This window comes from Lacinutrix undariae (genome assembly GCF_052934785.1).
The window spans coordinates 999,621-1,015,790 of the sequence record NZ_CM128809.1 but is presented as its reverse complement, the minus strand read 5'-3'; the positions used below and the strand labels follow the sequence as shown (position 1 = coordinate 1,015,790).

The following is a 16,170-nucleotide window of genomic DNA, read 5'->3' as shown; positions in this document are numbered from 1 at the left end:
AATATATCGATTTTTAACTTTTAACCGATTGTTAACAGTAAAGCATCAAAAAAATTAACAATTTGCAGTACTCAAATATGGAAGCTATATTGGAGCATTAAAAAATTAAAAATGATGGAAGAAACAAGTACAGTTGATATTAAGTCAATTAATGAAAAAATTGAAAGAGAAAGTGCTTTTGTTGATTTGCTTACTCACGAAATGAACAAAGTGATTGTAGGTCAAAAACATATGATTGAGCGCTTACTTATTGGATTGCTTGGACAAGGACATATTTTACTTGAAGGTGTTCCTGGATTAGCAAAAACTTTAGCAATTAATACCTTATCAAAAGCTATTGATGCTAGTTTTAGTAGAATTCAATTTACACCAGATTTATTACCAGCAGATGTTGTAGGAACCCTTATTTACAACATGAAGGATAATGATTTTTTAATTAAAAAAGGACCTGTATTTGCAAATTTTGTACTTGCAGATGAGATTAATAGAGCTCCAGCAAAAGTACAATCGGCTTTACTGGAAGCCATGCAAGAAAAACAAGTAACCATTGGTGACGAAACATTTATGTTAGACAAACCATTTTTAGTAATGGCTACCATGAATCCAGTTGAGCAAGAAGGAACTTACCCGTTACCGGAAGCACAAGTGGATCGTTTTATGCTAAAAACGGTTATTGATTATCCAAAATTAGAAGAAGAACAACTTATTGTTAGAGCAAATTTACGTGGTACTTACGAAAAAGTAAACCCAGTAGTATCTGTTCAGCAAATTCTTAACGCTCAAAAAGCGGTTAAAGAAGTATACATGGACGAAAAAATTGAGAGATATATTCTTGATATTATTTTCGCAACACGTTACCCAGAAAAATATAAATTAGAAGACCTAAAACCTCTTATCTCTTTTGGAGCTTCACCTCGTGGAAGTATCAATTTAGCAACCGCAGCAAAATGTTACGCTTTTATTAAGCGTCGTGGTTATGTAATTCCAGAAGATGTACGTGCCGTTGTTTACGATGTGTTACGTCACAGAATTGGGATTACTTATGAGGCTGAAGCCGAAAATATAACATCTGAAGATATTATTAGTAAGATTGTAAACGAAATTGAAGTGCCATAAATCCCGTCCTAAATTCTTCAAGATAAGAAGAACTTTAAAAGGATGAAAAATTAAATTTTTAAAAACCTTTTCTCTTTAAGAGAGAAGATGGAGAAAGGAAAATGGATACAAAGGAATTACTAAAAAAAGTACGCAAAATAGAGATTAAGACACGCCGACTGTCCGATCATCTTTTTGGAGGAGAATATCATTCTACCTTTAAAGGAAAAGGGATGACGTTTGCTGAGGTGCGTCAATATCAATATGGCGATGATATTCGTAATATAGATTGGAATGTTACCGCGCGCTACAACGAACCTTATATTAAAGTATTTGAAGAAGAGCGCGAACTTACCATGATGCTAATGGTAGATATTTCGGGATCTGGATTATTTGGTACAGACCAACAATTTAAAAATGAAATTGTAACAGAAATAGCCGCAACTTTAGCCTTTTCAGCAACTCAAAACAACGATAAAATAGGACTTATCTTATTCTCGGATGCGATTGAACTTTATATTCCACCTAAAAAAGGACGTTCTCATGTATTGCGTATTATTCGCGAATTGATAGAATTTAAACCTAAAAGTAAGCAAACAGATGTGGCTGCGGCTTTAAAATTTCTGTCAAACGTGATGAAAAAGAAAGCCATTGTTTTTCTGTTAAGTGATTTTATTGATGATAATTACAAACAGAATTTAAAAATTGCTGCCGGACGTCACGATATCACCGGAATTAGAGTTTATGATAAACGCGAAACCGAAATGCCAAATATTGGTTTGGTACAAATGCAGGATGAAGAAAGTGGAGAACTTATGTTGGTAAACACACAATCTAAAACTGTGAGACGTAATTATGCCGAATATTACACCCAACGTGTTGCGTATTATAAAGATAGTTTTACAAAATCTGGAGCCGGTAGTATTGACTGTCGTGTAGATGAAAGTTATGTAAAAAAACTATTAGGTTATTTTAAAAGACGATAATTGCAAATGAAGACTTACAACCTACACTATAATAATTTTAAAACTCGCCAATCAAGAACACTTGTGTTGGTACTATTTTTTGTTTTAGGATTTTGGAGTATTACTTTGGCGCAAGTAACATCATCCATAGATTCTACACGTATAAAAATAGGAGAACAAATTACCTATAAAATTCAAGTTGAGGCAGACACTACAGAATTGGTTGTCTTTCCAGAAGGACAAACCTTTTTACCGCTTGAAATGATCGAATCGTATAAAATTGATACCACCACACAAAATGCAAAATATAATCTTGTTAAAAAATACGGATTAACGCAGTTTGATTCTGGCGCTTATACCATTCCGAAGCAAAAAATTATTATTGGTAATAAAACATTTTTTACCGATTCTTTACAAGTTGAAGTTAATACCATTGCGGTTGATACTACAAAACAAGCGCTTTATGATATTAAACCATTTATTGAGGTAGAAAAAACAACAAGCAATTGGTGGTTACCATTATTATATGTGTTGTTAGCCTTAGCAGTTGTCGCCTTTTTATTGTATTGGTTTGTATGGCGAAAAAAGCCGTTAACTCAAGAAGAAAAAATAGCGTTATTACCACCTTATGATAGAGCAAAATTAGCGTTAAAAACATTAGATGATAGCACATACTTACAAAATGAAGAATTAAAAGAATATTATTCTGAATTAACATTTATTATCAGAAGATATCTAGATGAGAAAGTTTACGATCGCGCGTTAGAAAGTACAACCGATGAATTGGTAACGCGCTTAAATCTTTTAAAAGATGGTAATCAAATTGATATTTCAAAAGAAGATATAAAAAATATTGAAAGTATTCTTAAACGTGCCGATTTAGTAAAATTCGCAAAATCAGCACCAGATATAGAGCTTGCAAAATTAGATAGAAATACAATTGATTTAGAAATTGATCAAGTAAAAGAAGCTTTACCAGAAGCGACTGAAGAAGAAAAATTGTTAGACCAAAAATATAAAGAAGAACAAGCTGAAAAGAAAAAACGCAAACAAATAATGATCACCGTTGTTGTTGGTGTATTATTAGTATTGGGTATTCTTATTGGTTTCGGAATCAAATATGGGTTTACTTACGTGAAAGATTCAATTGTAGGTCATGAAAGTAAAGAACTTTTAGAAGGTGATTGGGTAACTAGCGAATATGGTATTCCGCCAATTTATATTAGTACTCCAAAAGTTTTAAAACGTACGGAAGTGGCTATTCCAGAAGAATTAAAAGAAAAGTTAGACGTTACTACATTTGGTTATGGAAGTTTAATTGAACAACTTAATATTGTTGTAGCCACTACTACATTTAAAGATTTGGGAGAGAATAAAATCGAATTAAATCAGGTGGTTGAAAAAAGTTTAGCAATTTGGGGATCTCAAGGTGTTCAAAATATGTTCACCAAAAAAGAAAAGTTTGCAACACCTAATAATGCCGAAGGTTTAAAAGTGTTTGGTACCGCAGATTTCCCTAGTTTAATAGAAGGTAAAACAGAACGTGGTCAATACATTGTATTAGCATTTACTGCCGAAAACGTCGTGCAACAAATAGTTGTAACATGGCGAGAAGGCGATGATTATGCTAAAGAAATTGTAGATCGTGTGATCAATTCAGTAGAACTTAAAAAAGAAGAAAACTAATGTTTGAAGGATTCGAATTTTTAAATAAAGAATTTTTCTGGTTGCTTTTAGCTTTACCACTTTTAATTGTGTGGTATGTGTTTAAAAACAAACAGCAAACCGCTGAACTAAAAATATCAAGTTTAAAAGGATTTAAAGTAACCAATTCATGGTTGCCAAAAATTAAACACCTATTATTTGCCTTACGATTATTGGCACTTGCAGCATTAATTACAGCTTTAGCAAGACCAAGAACGGTTGATGTGTCTACAAAAACAAAAACCACTAGCGGTATTGATATTGTTATGGCTATTGATGTTTCGGCAAGTATGTTGGCAAAAGATTTAAAACCAAACAGATTAGAAGCACTTAAAAATGTTGCTGCAGAGTTTATTAAAGGACGTCCAAACGATCGTATTGGTTTGGTAGAATATGCAGGAGAAAGTTATACCAAAACGCCAATTACTAGCGACAAATCTATTGTATTACGCTCGTTAAACGATATCAAATACAATACAATTATTGAAGGTGGTACGGCAATAGGAATGGGATTAGCCACTTCGGTTAACCGTTTAAAAGATAGTAAAGCAAAAAGTAAAGTCATTATTTTACTTACTGATGGAGTTAATAATTCAGGATTTATAGATCCTAAAATAGCTAGTGAATTAGCGGTTGAATACGGTATAAAAACCTATACAATTGGTTTAGGAACAAACGGAATGGCGCTATCACCAGTAGCTATTTTGCCTAACGGAAATTTTCAATACGGAAGAGTGCAAGTTGAAATTGATGAAGCGCTCTTAAAAGAAATTGCCGATGTTACTGGTGGAAAATTCTTTAGAGCCACAAATAATAAGAAGCTAGAAGAAATTTATAGTGAAATCAATAAGCTTGAAAAAACCGAAATAGAAGAATTTAAATTTTACAACTACGAAGAAAAATACAGATCATTAGCCATTTTTGCAGGTCTGTTATTATTGATAGAATTAGTGTTAAGAGCTACAATTTTTAGAAGTTTTATATAATGCAGTTAGAAGAAAAAATATGGTTTTGGGCGTTGGCAATTATTCCTATAATAATTGTAATATTTGTAGGACTTCAATTCTGGAAATACAAAGCACAAAAAAACTTTGCAGATAAAGCGTTGTTAAAACGTTTAAGTCCTAATCAATCGTTGTTTAAAGGGATTTTAAAAATCGTGGTGCTTAGTTTGGTGTTTGCCTGTTTAGCTATCGCTTTGGTAAACCCTAAAATTGGTACAAAACTAGAAACCGTAAAACGCGAAGGAGTAGATATTGTATTTGCTGTTGATGTCTCAAAAAGTATGCTTGCCGAAGATATTGCACCCAACCGTTTAGAGAAATCCAAACAATTGGTAACGCAAATTATCAATAATCTAGCAAGTGATCGTGTAGGTATTATCGCTTACGCTGGAAAAGCTTTTCCGCAGTTACCAATTACTACAGATTACGCTTCAGCAAAAATGTTTTTAAATAATATGAATACCGATATGTTGTCCTCTCAAGGAACAGCAATCAACGAAGCTATTGAGCTTTCAAAAACATATTTTGATGATGCCGAACAAACCAACCGTATCTTAATTATCATTTCAGATGGAGAAGATCACAGTGAAATGGCTTCCAGTGTTGCCGAAGAAGCAAATAAAGAAGGTATCAGAATTTTTACTATTGGAGTAGGAGATATTAAGGGTGGCACAATTCCTATAAAAAGAAATGGCGTACTGATTAACTATAAAAAAGATAACCAAGGCGAAACAGTAATTACACGTTTAAACGAAGAGACTTTACAACAAATTGCTGATGATGCTAACGGGGTATATATTAACGGAAGAGTTACCAGTGATGTCGTAGATCAAATTCGAGACTTGTTAAATAAAATGGATAAAAAGGAATTTGAAGCTAAAGAGTTTGCCGATTATAAAGACCAGTTTCAATGGTTTTTAGGTTTTGCAGTATTCTTTTTATGTATTGATATCTTTTTACTAGAACGAAAAACAGCTTGGTTGAAAAAGTTGAATTTATTTAATGAAAACCTTTAGTATTTACTGATAACCTGAATTTTATAAAATTTTTAACGCACACAAAAAACTAAGATTTATATCTTAGTCTTATAGAAATATAGCATGAAACAATTAATAATTATCTTAATCACTTTAATATCTGCGGTCTCTTTTTCTCAAGATAAAGAGGAAGCGCAGGCATTGGCGTTGCAAAAAGCAAATAACTATGTTTACGAAGGCAATCAATTAATAGATAGTGATGATTATGTGACTGCCGAAATGGAGTATCGTAAAGCCATTTCAGAACAACCAACAACCGTATCTGGAACTTATAATTTAGGAACTTCTTATTATAAAAAAGGAAGTTACGATGAAGCTTTATACCGATTAACTCAAGCAGCTAAAAATGCTACTGATAAAGATGAAAAGCATAAAGCATTTCATAACATTGGAAATATTTTAATGCAGAATAAAAAATGTAAAGAAGCTGTTGAAGCCTATAAAAATGCGTTAAGAAATGATCCTTCAGATGAAGAAACGCGTTATAATCTAGTTGTAGCAAAAGAATGTGCAGAACAACAACAAGATAAAGAAAAGGATCAGGATAAAAAGGACGACGAGAACAAAGAAGATCAAGACAAGAAAGACGACCAAGACCAAAAGGACGAAGATAAAAAAGATCAAGACGACAAAAAAGACGAAGGCGATAAGGATAAGAAAGAAGGCGACGACAAGGAAGATGAAGACGGTAAGCCTAAAGATGAAAAAAAAGAAGATAAAAAGGATCAAGGTAAAGGTGATGAAGATAAAAAAGATCAAGCACAGCCAAAACCACAGCCAGGTCAAATGTCACAACAACAAATGCAGAATTTACTGAAAGCGATGAATAATCAAGAACAGAAAGTTCAAGAAAAAATGAATGCCCAAAAACAAAAAGGTGTTAAAGTAAAAACCGAAAAAGATTGGTAATGAAAATAAAATCAACATTAGTTATTTTTCTTTTTCTAGCGGTTTCGCAATTTACTTTTGCTCAAGTTACTTTTGAAGCTAAAGTGAGTAAAACCAAACTAGGAATTAATGAGCGTTTACGTATAGATTTTAAAATGAATACGGATGGTGATAATTTTACACCTCCAAGTTTTAGTGATTTTACGGTTGCTGGCGGTCCTAATACGTCGGTGAGTAATAGCTGGATTAATGGAAAACGTTCGTTTTCTAAAACCTATAGTTATTTTTTAACCCCTAAAAAACAAGGTCGTTTTACTATTAAAGAAGCCACTATTGAAATTCAAGGTGAAATCTACAAAACACAAGCTGTAAAAATTACTGTTGGTGGCGCTGTTAAACGTCCTAATGATCCTGATGATGCCGTAAATGTTGCTGAAGATAATATTCACTTGGTCGCTGAAATTTCTAAAACCAATCCGTATTTAAATGAAGCGGTTACTGTAGTTTACAAACTATATGTATCAACTACAACAGGTGTGAGTAATTGGCGAGAAACAAACAGTCCTAAATACAGTGATTTTTGGAGTCAGAATATTCAACTAAAAGGTGTTAAAATTGAAAACGGGAAATATAAAGGTGAAGATTACAGATATGTAGTATTGCGTAAAACTGTATTATATCCTCAAAAATCAGGAAAATTAGAAATTGAACCTTTAAGTTTAGATGTTACTGTAGATGTGCCATCAAAACGACGCGATTATTTTGGCGGTCGATTAATGACGTCTGTACATCGTACGGTTTCGGCAGGAAGTCAAAGTATAAACGTAAAACCATTACCTGAAGCAACAAAACCTGCAAACTTTACAGGAGCTGTTGGTAATTTTAATTTTAAAGTTTTGGCATCTAAACAGGCTTTAAATGCTAACGAATCTTTACAAATAAAAGCTGAGGTTACAGGAAATGGGAATTTAAAATTATTTGACCTTCCGGAATTAACGGTTCCAAGTTCATTGGAAATTTATGAACCAGAACATGACGAGAAAGTAAGTACTAATTTAAGTGGTATGCGTGGGCGTATTTCAGATAGTTATACAGTGGTGCCTCAGTATAAAGGAAAATATCCAATACCGAGCATTTCATTTTCTTATTTCGATTTAAAAACAGAAACCTACAAGCAAATTAATTCGGGAGATTTAATAATTGATGTTATTGAAGGTCCTACAAATGTTGCTGATCAGATAACAGATAATGGTGAAAAACCTAATGGAGACACTAGTAGTCACCTTTCTGATATAAAAACAGAAACCCAGTTGGTGTCTACAAATTCTAATTATTTCTTTAAAACCAAAGGCTTCTGGGGATCTTTATTATTACCTTTATTAGCAATACCGTTAGCTATTGTTTTTCGAAGAAAAAAAGAAAAACGTGATGCTGATGTATTTGGAAATAAAATTAGAAAAGCAGATAAGTTAGCTAAGAAATATCTAGGAGAAGCTAAGCGTAATCTAGGGACAAAAGATAGTTTTTATGTGGCTTTAGAAAAAGCACTTCATAATTACTTGAAAGCGACTTTACAGATTGAAACAAGTGAGTTTACTAAAGATAAAATTGAAGAATTATTACTGTCTAAATCGGTAGAGACTTTAGCGGTATCAGACTTTTTACAGATTCTTGAAAATTGCGAATTAGCGCGATATACGCCAATTACAAATGTAGAAATGCAGCAAGATTATGATAAGGCGGGAAAAACGATTTCATTAATTGATAAACAAATACGTTAAGATGAAAAAGTTACTATTTATAATTACCATTTTAATGTGTGGGTTTGGGTTTTCTCAAAACTCAGCGTTATTTAAAGAAGGAAATACGTTGTATAATGCCGGGAAATACACCGATGCAATTAATAAGTATGAAACCATTTTAAAGAGTGAAAAACACTCAGCAGAATTATATTTTAACCTCGCTAACGCTCACTATAAACTTAATAATATTGCACCTAGTATTTATTATTATGAAAAAGCATTACAATTAGCACCAGAAGATGTAGATATTAAAAACAATGCAGCATTTGCAAGAAATATGACCATTGACGCTATTGATGTAATGCCAGAAGTTGGCGTGTCAAAATGGCTTAATAATAGTGCTAATACATTTAATTTTGATGCTTGGGCATATATAGCTATTGGTGGCGTTTTGTTATTTGTAATCTTATTTTTAGTCTATTATTTTAGTAAATCAACAGCATTAAAACGGGTGCTGTTTATAGGAAGTTCTACGGTATTAATAATTAGTGTTATTTCGCTTTGTTTTGCATTTCATAAATATAATTTAGATAAAAATGATGTGCCAGCAATAGTATTTGCTAAAGAAAGTACTGTAAAAGACGAGCCTAATTTAAGAGGTGTTGAAACTTTTAAACTTCATGAAGGTACCAAAATACAGGTTTTAGATACTGTAGATGGTTGGAAAGAAATAAAACTAACCGACGGTACTACGGGATGGATAAGAAATGATGATATTAAACTGTTAAAAAATTTTTAAACATTCTTTAACGTAATATTTTAAAATGTACTCTTATATTTGCAATTCTTAAAACTACTATGAAAAAAAATCTGTTAGCCTCTTTCTTTTTAATATTATTCTTGTCGCTTATTTCAGCGCCTACAGTAATAATGGCTATAGATGAAAATGCAGATGTGTCTTTATTTTACTCAATTGCAGAAGAAGAAGAAAATAGTGGACATTCAAAAATTAAAGAAATTAAGCTTTTAAATTCAAGTAATCTTTTAAATTTAGAACTTGTTTTTACTTCAAAAGCAGAAGATAATTTAGGATATTCTTTTAGTGATTATACTAAACCACAACTTAATTTAGTTTCCCCACCTCCCGAATTCATTTAATAATTTTCCAAGAGATAGAACCGTAGTAATTGGTCTATAAAAATTATTAAAAATAAGTTAATAAGCCAAAAGTGTTTATTGACGTAAATGAATTTATACATGTTTAAAAATTTAAAAAACGACTTTCCCGCAAGTGTAGTCGTATTCTTTGTTGCACTACCATTATGTTTAGGTATTGCATTAGCTAGTGGAGCACCATTATTTGCAGGTGTTATATCTGGTGTTATTGGTGGTGTTGTTGTAGGACTATTAAGTGGTTCTAAAGTTGGAGTTAGTGGTCCTGCTGCAGGTTTAGCAGCAATTGTACTAACAGCAATTAGCTCTTTAGGGGGTTATGAAAATTTCTTATTAGCTCTTGTTTTAGGAGGATTAATACAAGTGATTTTTGGAATTTTAAAAGCAGGAATTATTGGATATTATTTTCCGTCATCTGTAATTAAAGGAATGCTTACTGGTATTGGTATTATCATTATTTTAAAACAAATACCTCACTTTTTTGGATACGATTCAGAGCCAGAAGGTGCTGATAGTTTTATAGAAGCTTCAGGAGAAAATACATTTTCTGCTATTTTAAGTATATTTGATAATATTGCTGTTGGTCCAACAGTAGTAGGATTTATAAGTTTAGCCATATTATTATTATGGAGTAACGTACTTGTTAAAAAAGGAAAGATTTTTGAAGTTATTCAAGGACCTTTAGTTGCCGTAGTTGTAGGTATTATTTTTTACGTATCAACAAATGGTAATGACATGTTGGGAATTTCTCCAATACATTTAGTAAGCGTACCAGTACCAGAAGATTTTAATTCCTTTCTTGGACAATTTAGTCTTCCTAATTTTTCAGCAATTACAAATCCTCAAGTATGGATTGTAGCCTTTACAATAGCATTAGTAGCAAGTTTAGAAACATTATTATGTGTTGAAGCTACAGATAAAATTGATCCAGATAAAAACGTAACACCTACAAATAGAGAATTATTAGCGCAAGGAGCTGGTAATGTCCTTTCAGGATTAATTGGAGGTCTTCCTGTAACCCAGGTAATTGTACGTAGTTCAGCAAACATTCAATCTGGAGGAAAGACCAAAATGTCTGCAATTTTACACGGTTTATTGCTGTTAATTTCAGTAGTCCTTATTCCTAATTTACTTAATAAAATTCCATTGTCTGTATTGGCAGCTGTTTTATTAATTATTGGTTATAAGCTTGCTAAGCCAGCATTATTTTCAAAAATGTATAAGTTAGGATGGAAACAATCTGTGCCATTTTTTGTTACGGTTTTAGGAATTGTATTTATTGATTTGCTATGGGGAATTGGTTTAGGTTTAGCAGTAGGTATCGTTGTTATTTTATTGAAAAATTACCAAAATTCACACTTTCTACATATTGAAGATAACAGTAACGGAAGACATAAAATAAAAATGACACTTGCCGAAGAAGTTACCTTCTTTAATAAAGGTGCTATTTTAAAAGAATTAGATAACTTACCAAGAGATGCTTATTTTGAATTTGATGTTACTAAAACAAGATACTTAGATTATGATATTATTGAAATTTTAGAAGACTTTGCCTTTAAAGCAAAAGAACGAAATATTGATATTAAATTAATTTCTAAACGTGGTGTTGTTGAAAACCCTCCAAGTTTTATTGAGTTTTTCAAATTAAGACCAAAATCAGATATCAGTTTAAGTTAAGACTTTATAAATTACTACATATGTTCAATTTTATTTTAACATATGTAGTAATATTAATGTAAAAGTTTTTTAAAATAGAATACCTATAAGTTAGCACATCGCATTACAATACTTATTGATAATTGCCCTTTCTCGTCTTTTTTAAGACCAGAAAATACGCTACTTATATAACCACAAATAAAACAATAATGAAAGCACATACAAGAGAATCACAGTCAACAATGACACCAGATAAGTCATTACAGTTTTTAAAAGAAGGAAATCAAAGATTTCAACAAAATTTAAAAGCAAACAGAAACCTTTTAGAGCAAGTTAATGATACTAGTGATGGGCAATTTCCTTTCGCAACAGTATTAAGTTGTATTGACTCTAGAGTATCAGCTGAATTAGTTTTTGACCAAGGATTAGGAGATATCTTTAGCGTAAGAATTGCAGGTAACTTTGTAAACGAAGATATTTTAGGAAGCATGGAATTTGCCTCTAAATTAGCCGGAACAAAACTAATAGTAGTATTAGGTCACACTAGTTGTGGTGCCATTAAAGGCGCTTGTGATCATGCAGAATTAGGAAACTTAACAAAGCTTATTCAAAAAATAACACCTGCTGTAAACGCAGTAACATCTCCAGAAGATGAAAGCTTACGAACTTCTAAAAACTTAGCGTTTGTAGATGAGGTGTCTAAGAAAAATGTAGAATTAACTATCGAAAGAATTCATGCTGAAAGTCCGATCTTAACTGAAATGGAAAAAAATGGTGAAATTAAAATAATTGGTGCTATGTATGATATCAATACAGGTGCTGTAGAATTTTACTAAACCTACTTACATAAATATTTAATAAAACAGCAGTTTCTTATTTTTTGAAATTGCTGTTTTTTAGTTTATAATAAACAAAAAGCCTACATTTAAATAATTATAAAGATCATGGATTTAAATAAAGTATTTGATAATAACAAAGATTGGGTAAAGCAAAAGCTAGATAATGATCCCGATTATTTTGATAAATTAGGTGAGGGGCAAAGTCCCGAACTATTATTTATAGGATGTTCAGATAGCCGTGTTACCGCCGAAGAACTTATGGGATTAGGTCCTGGCGAAGCTTTTATTCATCGTAATATTGCCAACATGGTTTCTGGTACAGATTTAAATGCCATGTCTGTTGTAGAGTATGCCGTGGTACATCTTAAAGTAAATCACGTGGTGGTTTGTGGACATTATTCTTGTGGAGGAGTTAAAGCCGCTATGCAATCGGCAGATTTAGGAATTTTAAACCCGTGGTTACGTAACATTCGCGATGTGTATCGTATACATAAAACCGAATTGAATGCCATTGAAGATGAAGAGCAACGTTACGACCGTTTAGTAGAATTAAATACTAAAGAACAGTGCGTAAACCTTATTAAAACAGCAGCAGTACAAAAAGCAATTAGAGAAAGAGGTTTACAGGTTCACGGATGGGTTTTTGATATTCATACCGGTGAGCTAATTGACTTAAAAATTGATTTTGAACATTATCTTGAAGATATTCGTGAAATTTATCACCTAGATTAAGGGTTTTAATTTTTCTTCGGAAATAAAAAAATAAGAATAAAAAAGAGCGCCAATTCATTTTGAATTGGCGCTCTTTTTATGTGCAATAAACTGAGGTTTATTGTAATAAGCTATATACAAATTCTGGGTTACCACGTTCTCCTGATTCAGAAGTTAATGCTAAGAATTGTAATTTGTAGTAGTTTCCTGCAGCATCAGTAACTACATAAAACATGTTATCTTTTAAAGAAGGTAATGTTCCTGGTCCACCACCATTTCTCCATGAGCTACCTACATTACGTTGGTCTGTACTAAAAGTAACAGTTGCAGCATCAGCTAAAGTAAAGTCTGCGTAAGTGTATTCTGTTTCATCAGTATCAATAGCGTAAGAAAGTGCACCACCTTTAGTGTTTGTAACAACAAAATCTGAATATCCGTAAGAACCGTAACCAGAAATTTCGTTAGTAAATACAGTAAAGTTTAAATCCCATTGTGCTTTTGTAGGCTCAACGCTTACTTCAGTTTCTGTATTAAAGCTAAAGAATGTAAAGTTATAATCACTATCTTTTGATATAGTTACTTCTTGGTGCGTTGTAGCATCTAAATCTGCATATTGTAAAATGTAATCGTTTCCGTTTCTAAGGATTCTAATTTTTTTCCATCCTCTAGCATCACCAGCAACAGCAACACTTCCTGTAGCAGCAGCTTCAGTACCAACTTCAAAACCTAAGTTTACTAAATAAACAGGGTTTTCAGAATCAGTAGCAGAGATGTTTTCAATTGCAGTTTCTGTAATTTGTCCAAAAGGTGCATCAACAAATTCAATATTTGCAGCATCAAAAGTTCCAACAGCAACTTGTGGTTGTAAACCTTGTACTTCAGTAGATGTTGAGGTTACAACATCAATATCAGTTTCTGTTAATGGAGCAGTAGCCATGTAAATTGAACCATTAATTCCTACTCTAAAATCAGTTCCTGAGTAAAAACCAAGATCCCAAGAATCACGTTGTACAGGTGTTGAAGTACTTGTGCTTAAATCGATATAAACTTGATTTTGTTCGTTTGATCCTCCAATTTCAGGAGATATTGCAGCACCTTCAATTACTATTTCAATTACTTCTGGTGTGTTATTATCATCACTACTACAGCTAGAAAAAGCAAGTACAGCAATACACGAAATAAGGGTTAAAAATCTGTTAGTCATAATATGTAATATTTAAAAATTTAGGTTATATAATAGTTTTAAGTAATAAGATCGTCCGTAGCCTAAAAGCAGTGAGCTATTGTTTGCGCTATGTGTACCACCTGTTGATCCGTTTCTTATAGTAACATCTGTGATGTCTAATAAGTTTCTTGCTCCAAGAGTGGCTTGTAATTTTTTATCTAAAAATGATTTTTTAATTGATGCATCCATCCAACTATATGCGTTAGTGGTAGATTTTGTGAATATTGAGTTGCCTTCAGTATCCGTTTCTCCGTAAGAGACGTAGTTTTGTTGTTCGCCATTATATTTTACAAGTAGAGTGAATGCCGTTTCCCATTTTTTCACATAATAAGTTCCGCTTGTATTTACTTGAAAGTTGTATAAAAAGTCATCTTCAGCATTTGCTTCGTTGTTATTTAATCTTGCAATACCTTGTAGTGTTGCTCCTAAATTAAAGGTCCAATTGTCTTTTTTAATACTATTTTCACTAGTAACTCCCCATAATTTATAGCTATCAATATTTATAAATTGATATTGTAATGGTGTCGCATTTACTATGGCTAAATCAATTTTGTCATTAACATCTACATAACTTGCTTTTAAAGTGTTTGTTAATGATAAGCCATTAATCCAACTACGTTTTTTAAGATTTATGAATGCTGTAAAACCATCTTCTGGATTTAAGTTTTCATTTCCTGTGACATCATGATTAGAGTCTACAAAGTAGTAGTACAATTCTTCAAAACTGGGTGTTCTGTATGAATTTCCAATATTTGCACGTAATTCAAAACCATGTGGTAATAAATAGCGGGCGCTTAAAGAGGATAGAAATTTAGCATGAAACTTTGAGTTGTATTCATAACGAAGTCCTGGTCTTATAGAAAATTTGTCTGAAAGATCAATTTCCGAAGATCCAAAAACAGCAATATTGTTTTGAGTGTATGTTTTTCCTATTTGTGTTTCGCTTCCTGTAGCTTGCGTATCAAAACCTTCAATGTAACGGGCTTCGTAACCTAATTCGAAATTAAAAAAATCGTTTTTAACTAAATTATTGACACGTCCTTTTGAAAATAGCACTTTACTAGATTGGTAGGTTTCATCTTCCTCATCCGTTTTATTTCCGCTAAGGATGTAATAGTTAAATTCGTTTAAGTCGCGCTCTTGTTGTTGGTAAGAAAAAGCGGCATTATAGTTAATTCCATTATTTAAACGACCACTAAGATTAAGATTGTTTATAAAACGATTTGTTGTGTAAATTTTATCTGTTGCAGATGGATTGCTTGTTTGTGTTGCAACATCAGGATTTGCTCTTACTGCAACATCATAAAAGTTGATAATTTCGTTGAGGTACTCAAATTTATAAGTAAGACTAAAATTATCTGTGCGATAATTTATTAATGCATTTGTGTTAATTTGTGTTTTTGGTAACCAATCGTAACCTCTTAAACTATCATTAACGTAATGATTTTCACCTTTTCTGCCGTTATAAAAACCTGCAAATTGATTTCGGTTAAAACCAACTCTTGCATTTAATTTATCGTTAAAACGATGTGCAATACTTAATGATTGTATGTGTCTACCTTCGTCAAACCAAGTATATTCATCGCTTACAGTTTCCTCTTGGGCCGAAACCGTAACTTCCCAATCGTTATCAATATTCTTTTTAGTAATAATATTTATTACTCCAGATACAGCATTAGCTCCGTACTCAACACCCATTGCGCCTTCAACAATTTCTATACGCTCAATATCATTTAAATTTACCTGTGTTAAATCAATATTGTTTCCTAAACCGTTATCACTTACTAAAGGAATATTATCAACTAATATATTAAAATATTGTGCGTCTAATCCGAAGAAAGAAATAGATGATTTACCCGTTTGTGAATTTGGTATAATATTAAGGTTTAAGTTGAAATTCAATAAATCTGCTAAGTTATTTGCTGCCTGACTTTCAATTTGTGCTCTTTTTATAACAGTAACGTTATGTATAGATTTTTTTATTGACTGCGGATTATATTGTCCGGTAACCACAACCTCTTTAAGTTGCTCGGTTTTAGTTGAATCTGTTTCCGTTTTTTGAGCAAACCCTACAGTGCTTAAAAAAATTAAAAAAAAAATTAAAAAATTGTTTTTATTTAGACTCATTCTT

General features: G+C 32.1%; 14 protein-coding genes. 12 read left to right on the top strand and 2 right to left on the bottom strand.

Translation table 11 applies throughout. The features are described from left to right. Nucleotides 1-114 precede the first annotated feature (114 nt). The 12 genes from ACU4C5_RS04530 (at nt 115) to ACU4C5_RS04475 (ending at nt 12,835) form a co-directional block, all read left to right on the top strand. The gene (locus ACU4C5_RS04530) at nt 115-1,116 is read left to right on the top strand and encodes an AAA family ATPase (RefSeq protein WP_446846427.1); all 1,002 of its coding nucleotides are present in this window, start codon (nt 115-117) and stop codon (nt 1,114-1,116) included. A 101-nt stretch (nt 1,117-1,217) separates the two neighbouring features. Further along, nucleotides 1,218-2,081, top strand: coding sequence for a DUF58 domain-containing protein (locus ACU4C5_RS04525; RefSeq protein ID WP_446845873.1), 864 nt, complete (start codon nt 1,218-1,220; stop codon nt 2,079-2,081). 6 nt (nt 2,082-2,087) lie between these two features. Then, nucleotides 2,088-3,746 carry a BatD family protein gene (locus ACU4C5_RS04520; protein WP_446845872.1) on the top strand — a complete coding sequence of 553 codons (1,659 nt, stop codon included), beginning with the start codon at nt 2,088-2,090 and terminating at the stop codon, nt 3,744-3,746. Beyond that, the gene (locus tag ACU4C5_RS04515; protein ID WP_446845871.1) at nt 3,746-4,750 is read left to right on the top strand and encodes a vWA domain-containing protein; all 1,005 of its coding nucleotides are present in this window, start codon (nt 3,746-3,748) and stop codon (nt 4,748-4,750) included. The genes ACU4C5_RS04520 and ACU4C5_RS04515 overlap by 1 nt, the downstream gene beginning before the upstream one ends. Continuing rightward, entirely contained in the window at nt 4,747-5,784 is a 1,038-nt protein-coding gene (locus ACU4C5_RS04510) for a VWA domain-containing protein (protein WP_446846426.1), read from the top strand. Before ACU4C5_RS04515 ends, ACU4C5_RS04510 begins: the two co-directional genes overlap by 4 nt. Nucleotides 5,785-5,868: 84 nt before the next feature. Further along, nucleotides 5,869-6,714 (top strand): tetratricopeptide repeat protein, encoded by an 846-nt coding sequence (locus tag ACU4C5_RS04505; RefSeq protein ID WP_446845870.1) that lies wholly within the window; start codon nt 5,869-5,871, stop codon nt 6,712-6,714. Then, nucleotides 6,714-8,474 carry a BatD family protein gene (locus ACU4C5_RS04500; protein ID WP_446845869.1) on the top strand — a complete coding sequence of 587 codons (1,761 nt, stop codon included), beginning with the start codon at nt 6,714-6,716 and terminating at the stop codon, nt 8,472-8,474. Before ACU4C5_RS04505 ends, ACU4C5_RS04500 begins: the two co-directional genes overlap by 1 nt. 1 nt (nt 8,475) lies before the next feature. Further along, a complete protein-coding gene (locus tag ACU4C5_RS04495) occupies nt 8,476-9,234 on the top strand; it encodes a tetratricopeptide repeat protein (RefSeq protein WP_446845868.1) in 759 nt (252 codons plus the stop codon). Nucleotides 9,235-9,293: 59 nt separating this feature from the next. Then, nucleotides 9,294-9,593 carry a hypothetical protein gene (locus tag ACU4C5_RS04490; RefSeq protein ID WP_446845867.1) on the top strand — a complete coding sequence of 100 codons (300 nt, stop codon included), beginning with the start codon at nt 9,294-9,296 and terminating at the stop codon, nt 9,591-9,593. Nucleotides 9,594-9,692: 99 nt separating this feature from the next. Then, nucleotides 9,693-11,285, top strand: coding sequence for a SulP family inorganic anion transporter (locus ACU4C5_RS04485; RefSeq protein ID WP_446845866.1), 1,593 nt, complete (start codon nt 9,693-9,695; stop codon nt 11,283-11,285). A 188-nt stretch (nt 11,286-11,473) separates the two neighbouring features. Continuing rightward, on the top strand, nt 11,474-12,100 hold the full coding sequence (locus tag ACU4C5_RS04480) for a carbonic anhydrase family protein (protein WP_446845865.1): 627 nt from the start codon (nt 11,474-11,476) through the stop codon (nt 12,098-12,100). A 108-nt stretch (nt 12,101-12,208) separates the two neighbouring features. Further along, on the top strand, nt 12,209-12,835 hold the full coding sequence (locus tag ACU4C5_RS04475; protein WP_446845864.1) for a carbonic anhydrase: 627 nt from the start codon (nt 12,209-12,211) through the stop codon (nt 12,833-12,835). A gap of 97 nt (nt 12,836-12,932) precedes the next feature. Here the strand turns inward: ACU4C5_RS04475 and ACU4C5_RS04470 are convergent, their stop codons facing one another. Both ACU4C5_RS04470 and ACU4C5_RS04465 read right to left on the bottom strand, forming a co-directional pair. After that, the gene (locus ACU4C5_RS04470; protein WP_446845863.1) at nt 12,933-14,018 is read right to left on the bottom strand and encodes an HmuY family protein; all 1,086 of its coding nucleotides are present in this window, start codon (nt 14,016-14,018) and stop codon (nt 12,933-12,935) included. A 12-nt stretch (nt 14,019-14,030) separates the two neighbouring features. After that, on the bottom strand, nt 14,031-16,166 hold the full coding sequence (locus ACU4C5_RS04465; RefSeq protein ID WP_446845862.1) for a TonB-dependent receptor plug domain-containing protein: 2,136 nt from the start codon (nt 16,164-16,166) through the stop codon (nt 14,031-14,033). Nucleotides 16,167-16,170 lie beyond the last annotated feature (4 nt).

What these genes read in the sequence shown, in the direction of transcription:
- ACU4C5_RS04530 (WP_446846427.1), top strand. Translation starts at nt 115, where the DNA reads ATGGAAGAAACAAGTACAGTTGATATTAAGTCAATTAATGAAAAAATT.
- ACU4C5_RS04525 (WP_446845873.1), top strand. Translation starts at nt 1,218, where the DNA reads ATGGATACAAAGGAATTACTAAAAAAAGTACGCAAAATAGAGATTAAG.
- ACU4C5_RS04520 (WP_446845872.1), top strand. Translation starts at nt 2,088, where the DNA reads ATGAAGACTTACAACCTACACTATAATAATTTTAAAACTCGCCAATCA.
- ACU4C5_RS04515 (WP_446845871.1), top strand. Translation starts at nt 3,746, where the DNA reads ATGTTTGAAGGATTCGAATTTTTAAATAAAGAATTTTTCTGGTTGCTT.
- ACU4C5_RS04505 (WP_446845870.1), top strand. Translation starts at nt 5,869, where the DNA reads ATGAAACAATTAATAATTATCTTAATCACTTTAATATCTGCGGTCTCT.
- ACU4C5_RS04500 (WP_446845869.1), top strand. Translation starts at nt 6,714, where the DNA reads ATGAAAATAAAATCAACATTAGTTATTTTTCTTTTTCTAGCGGTTTCG.
- ACU4C5_RS04495 (WP_446845868.1), top strand. Translation starts at nt 8,476, where the DNA reads ATGAAAAAGTTACTATTTATAATTACCATTTTAATGTGTGGGTTTGGG.
- ACU4C5_RS04490 (WP_446845867.1), top strand. Translation starts at nt 9,294, where the DNA reads ATGAAAAAAAATCTGTTAGCCTCTTTCTTTTTAATATTATTCTTGTCG.
- ACU4C5_RS04485 (WP_446845866.1), top strand. Translation starts at nt 9,693, where the DNA reads ATGTTTAAAAATTTAAAAAACGACTTTCCCGCAAGTGTAGTCGTATTC.
- ACU4C5_RS04480 (WP_446845865.1), top strand. Translation starts at nt 11,474, where the DNA reads ATGAAAGCACATACAAGAGAATCACAGTCAACAATGACACCAGATAAG.
- ACU4C5_RS04475 (WP_446845864.1), top strand. Translation starts at nt 12,209, where the DNA reads ATGGATTTAAATAAAGTATTTGATAATAACAAAGATTGGGTAAAGCAA.
- ACU4C5_RS04470 (WP_446845863.1), bottom strand. Translation starts at nt 14,018, where the DNA reads ATGACTAACAGATTTTTAACCCTTATTTCGTGTATTGCTGTACTTGCT.
- ACU4C5_RS04465 (WP_446845862.1), bottom strand. Translation starts at nt 16,166, where the DNA reads ATGAGTCTAAATAAAAACAATTTTTTAATTTTTTTTTTAATTTTTTTA.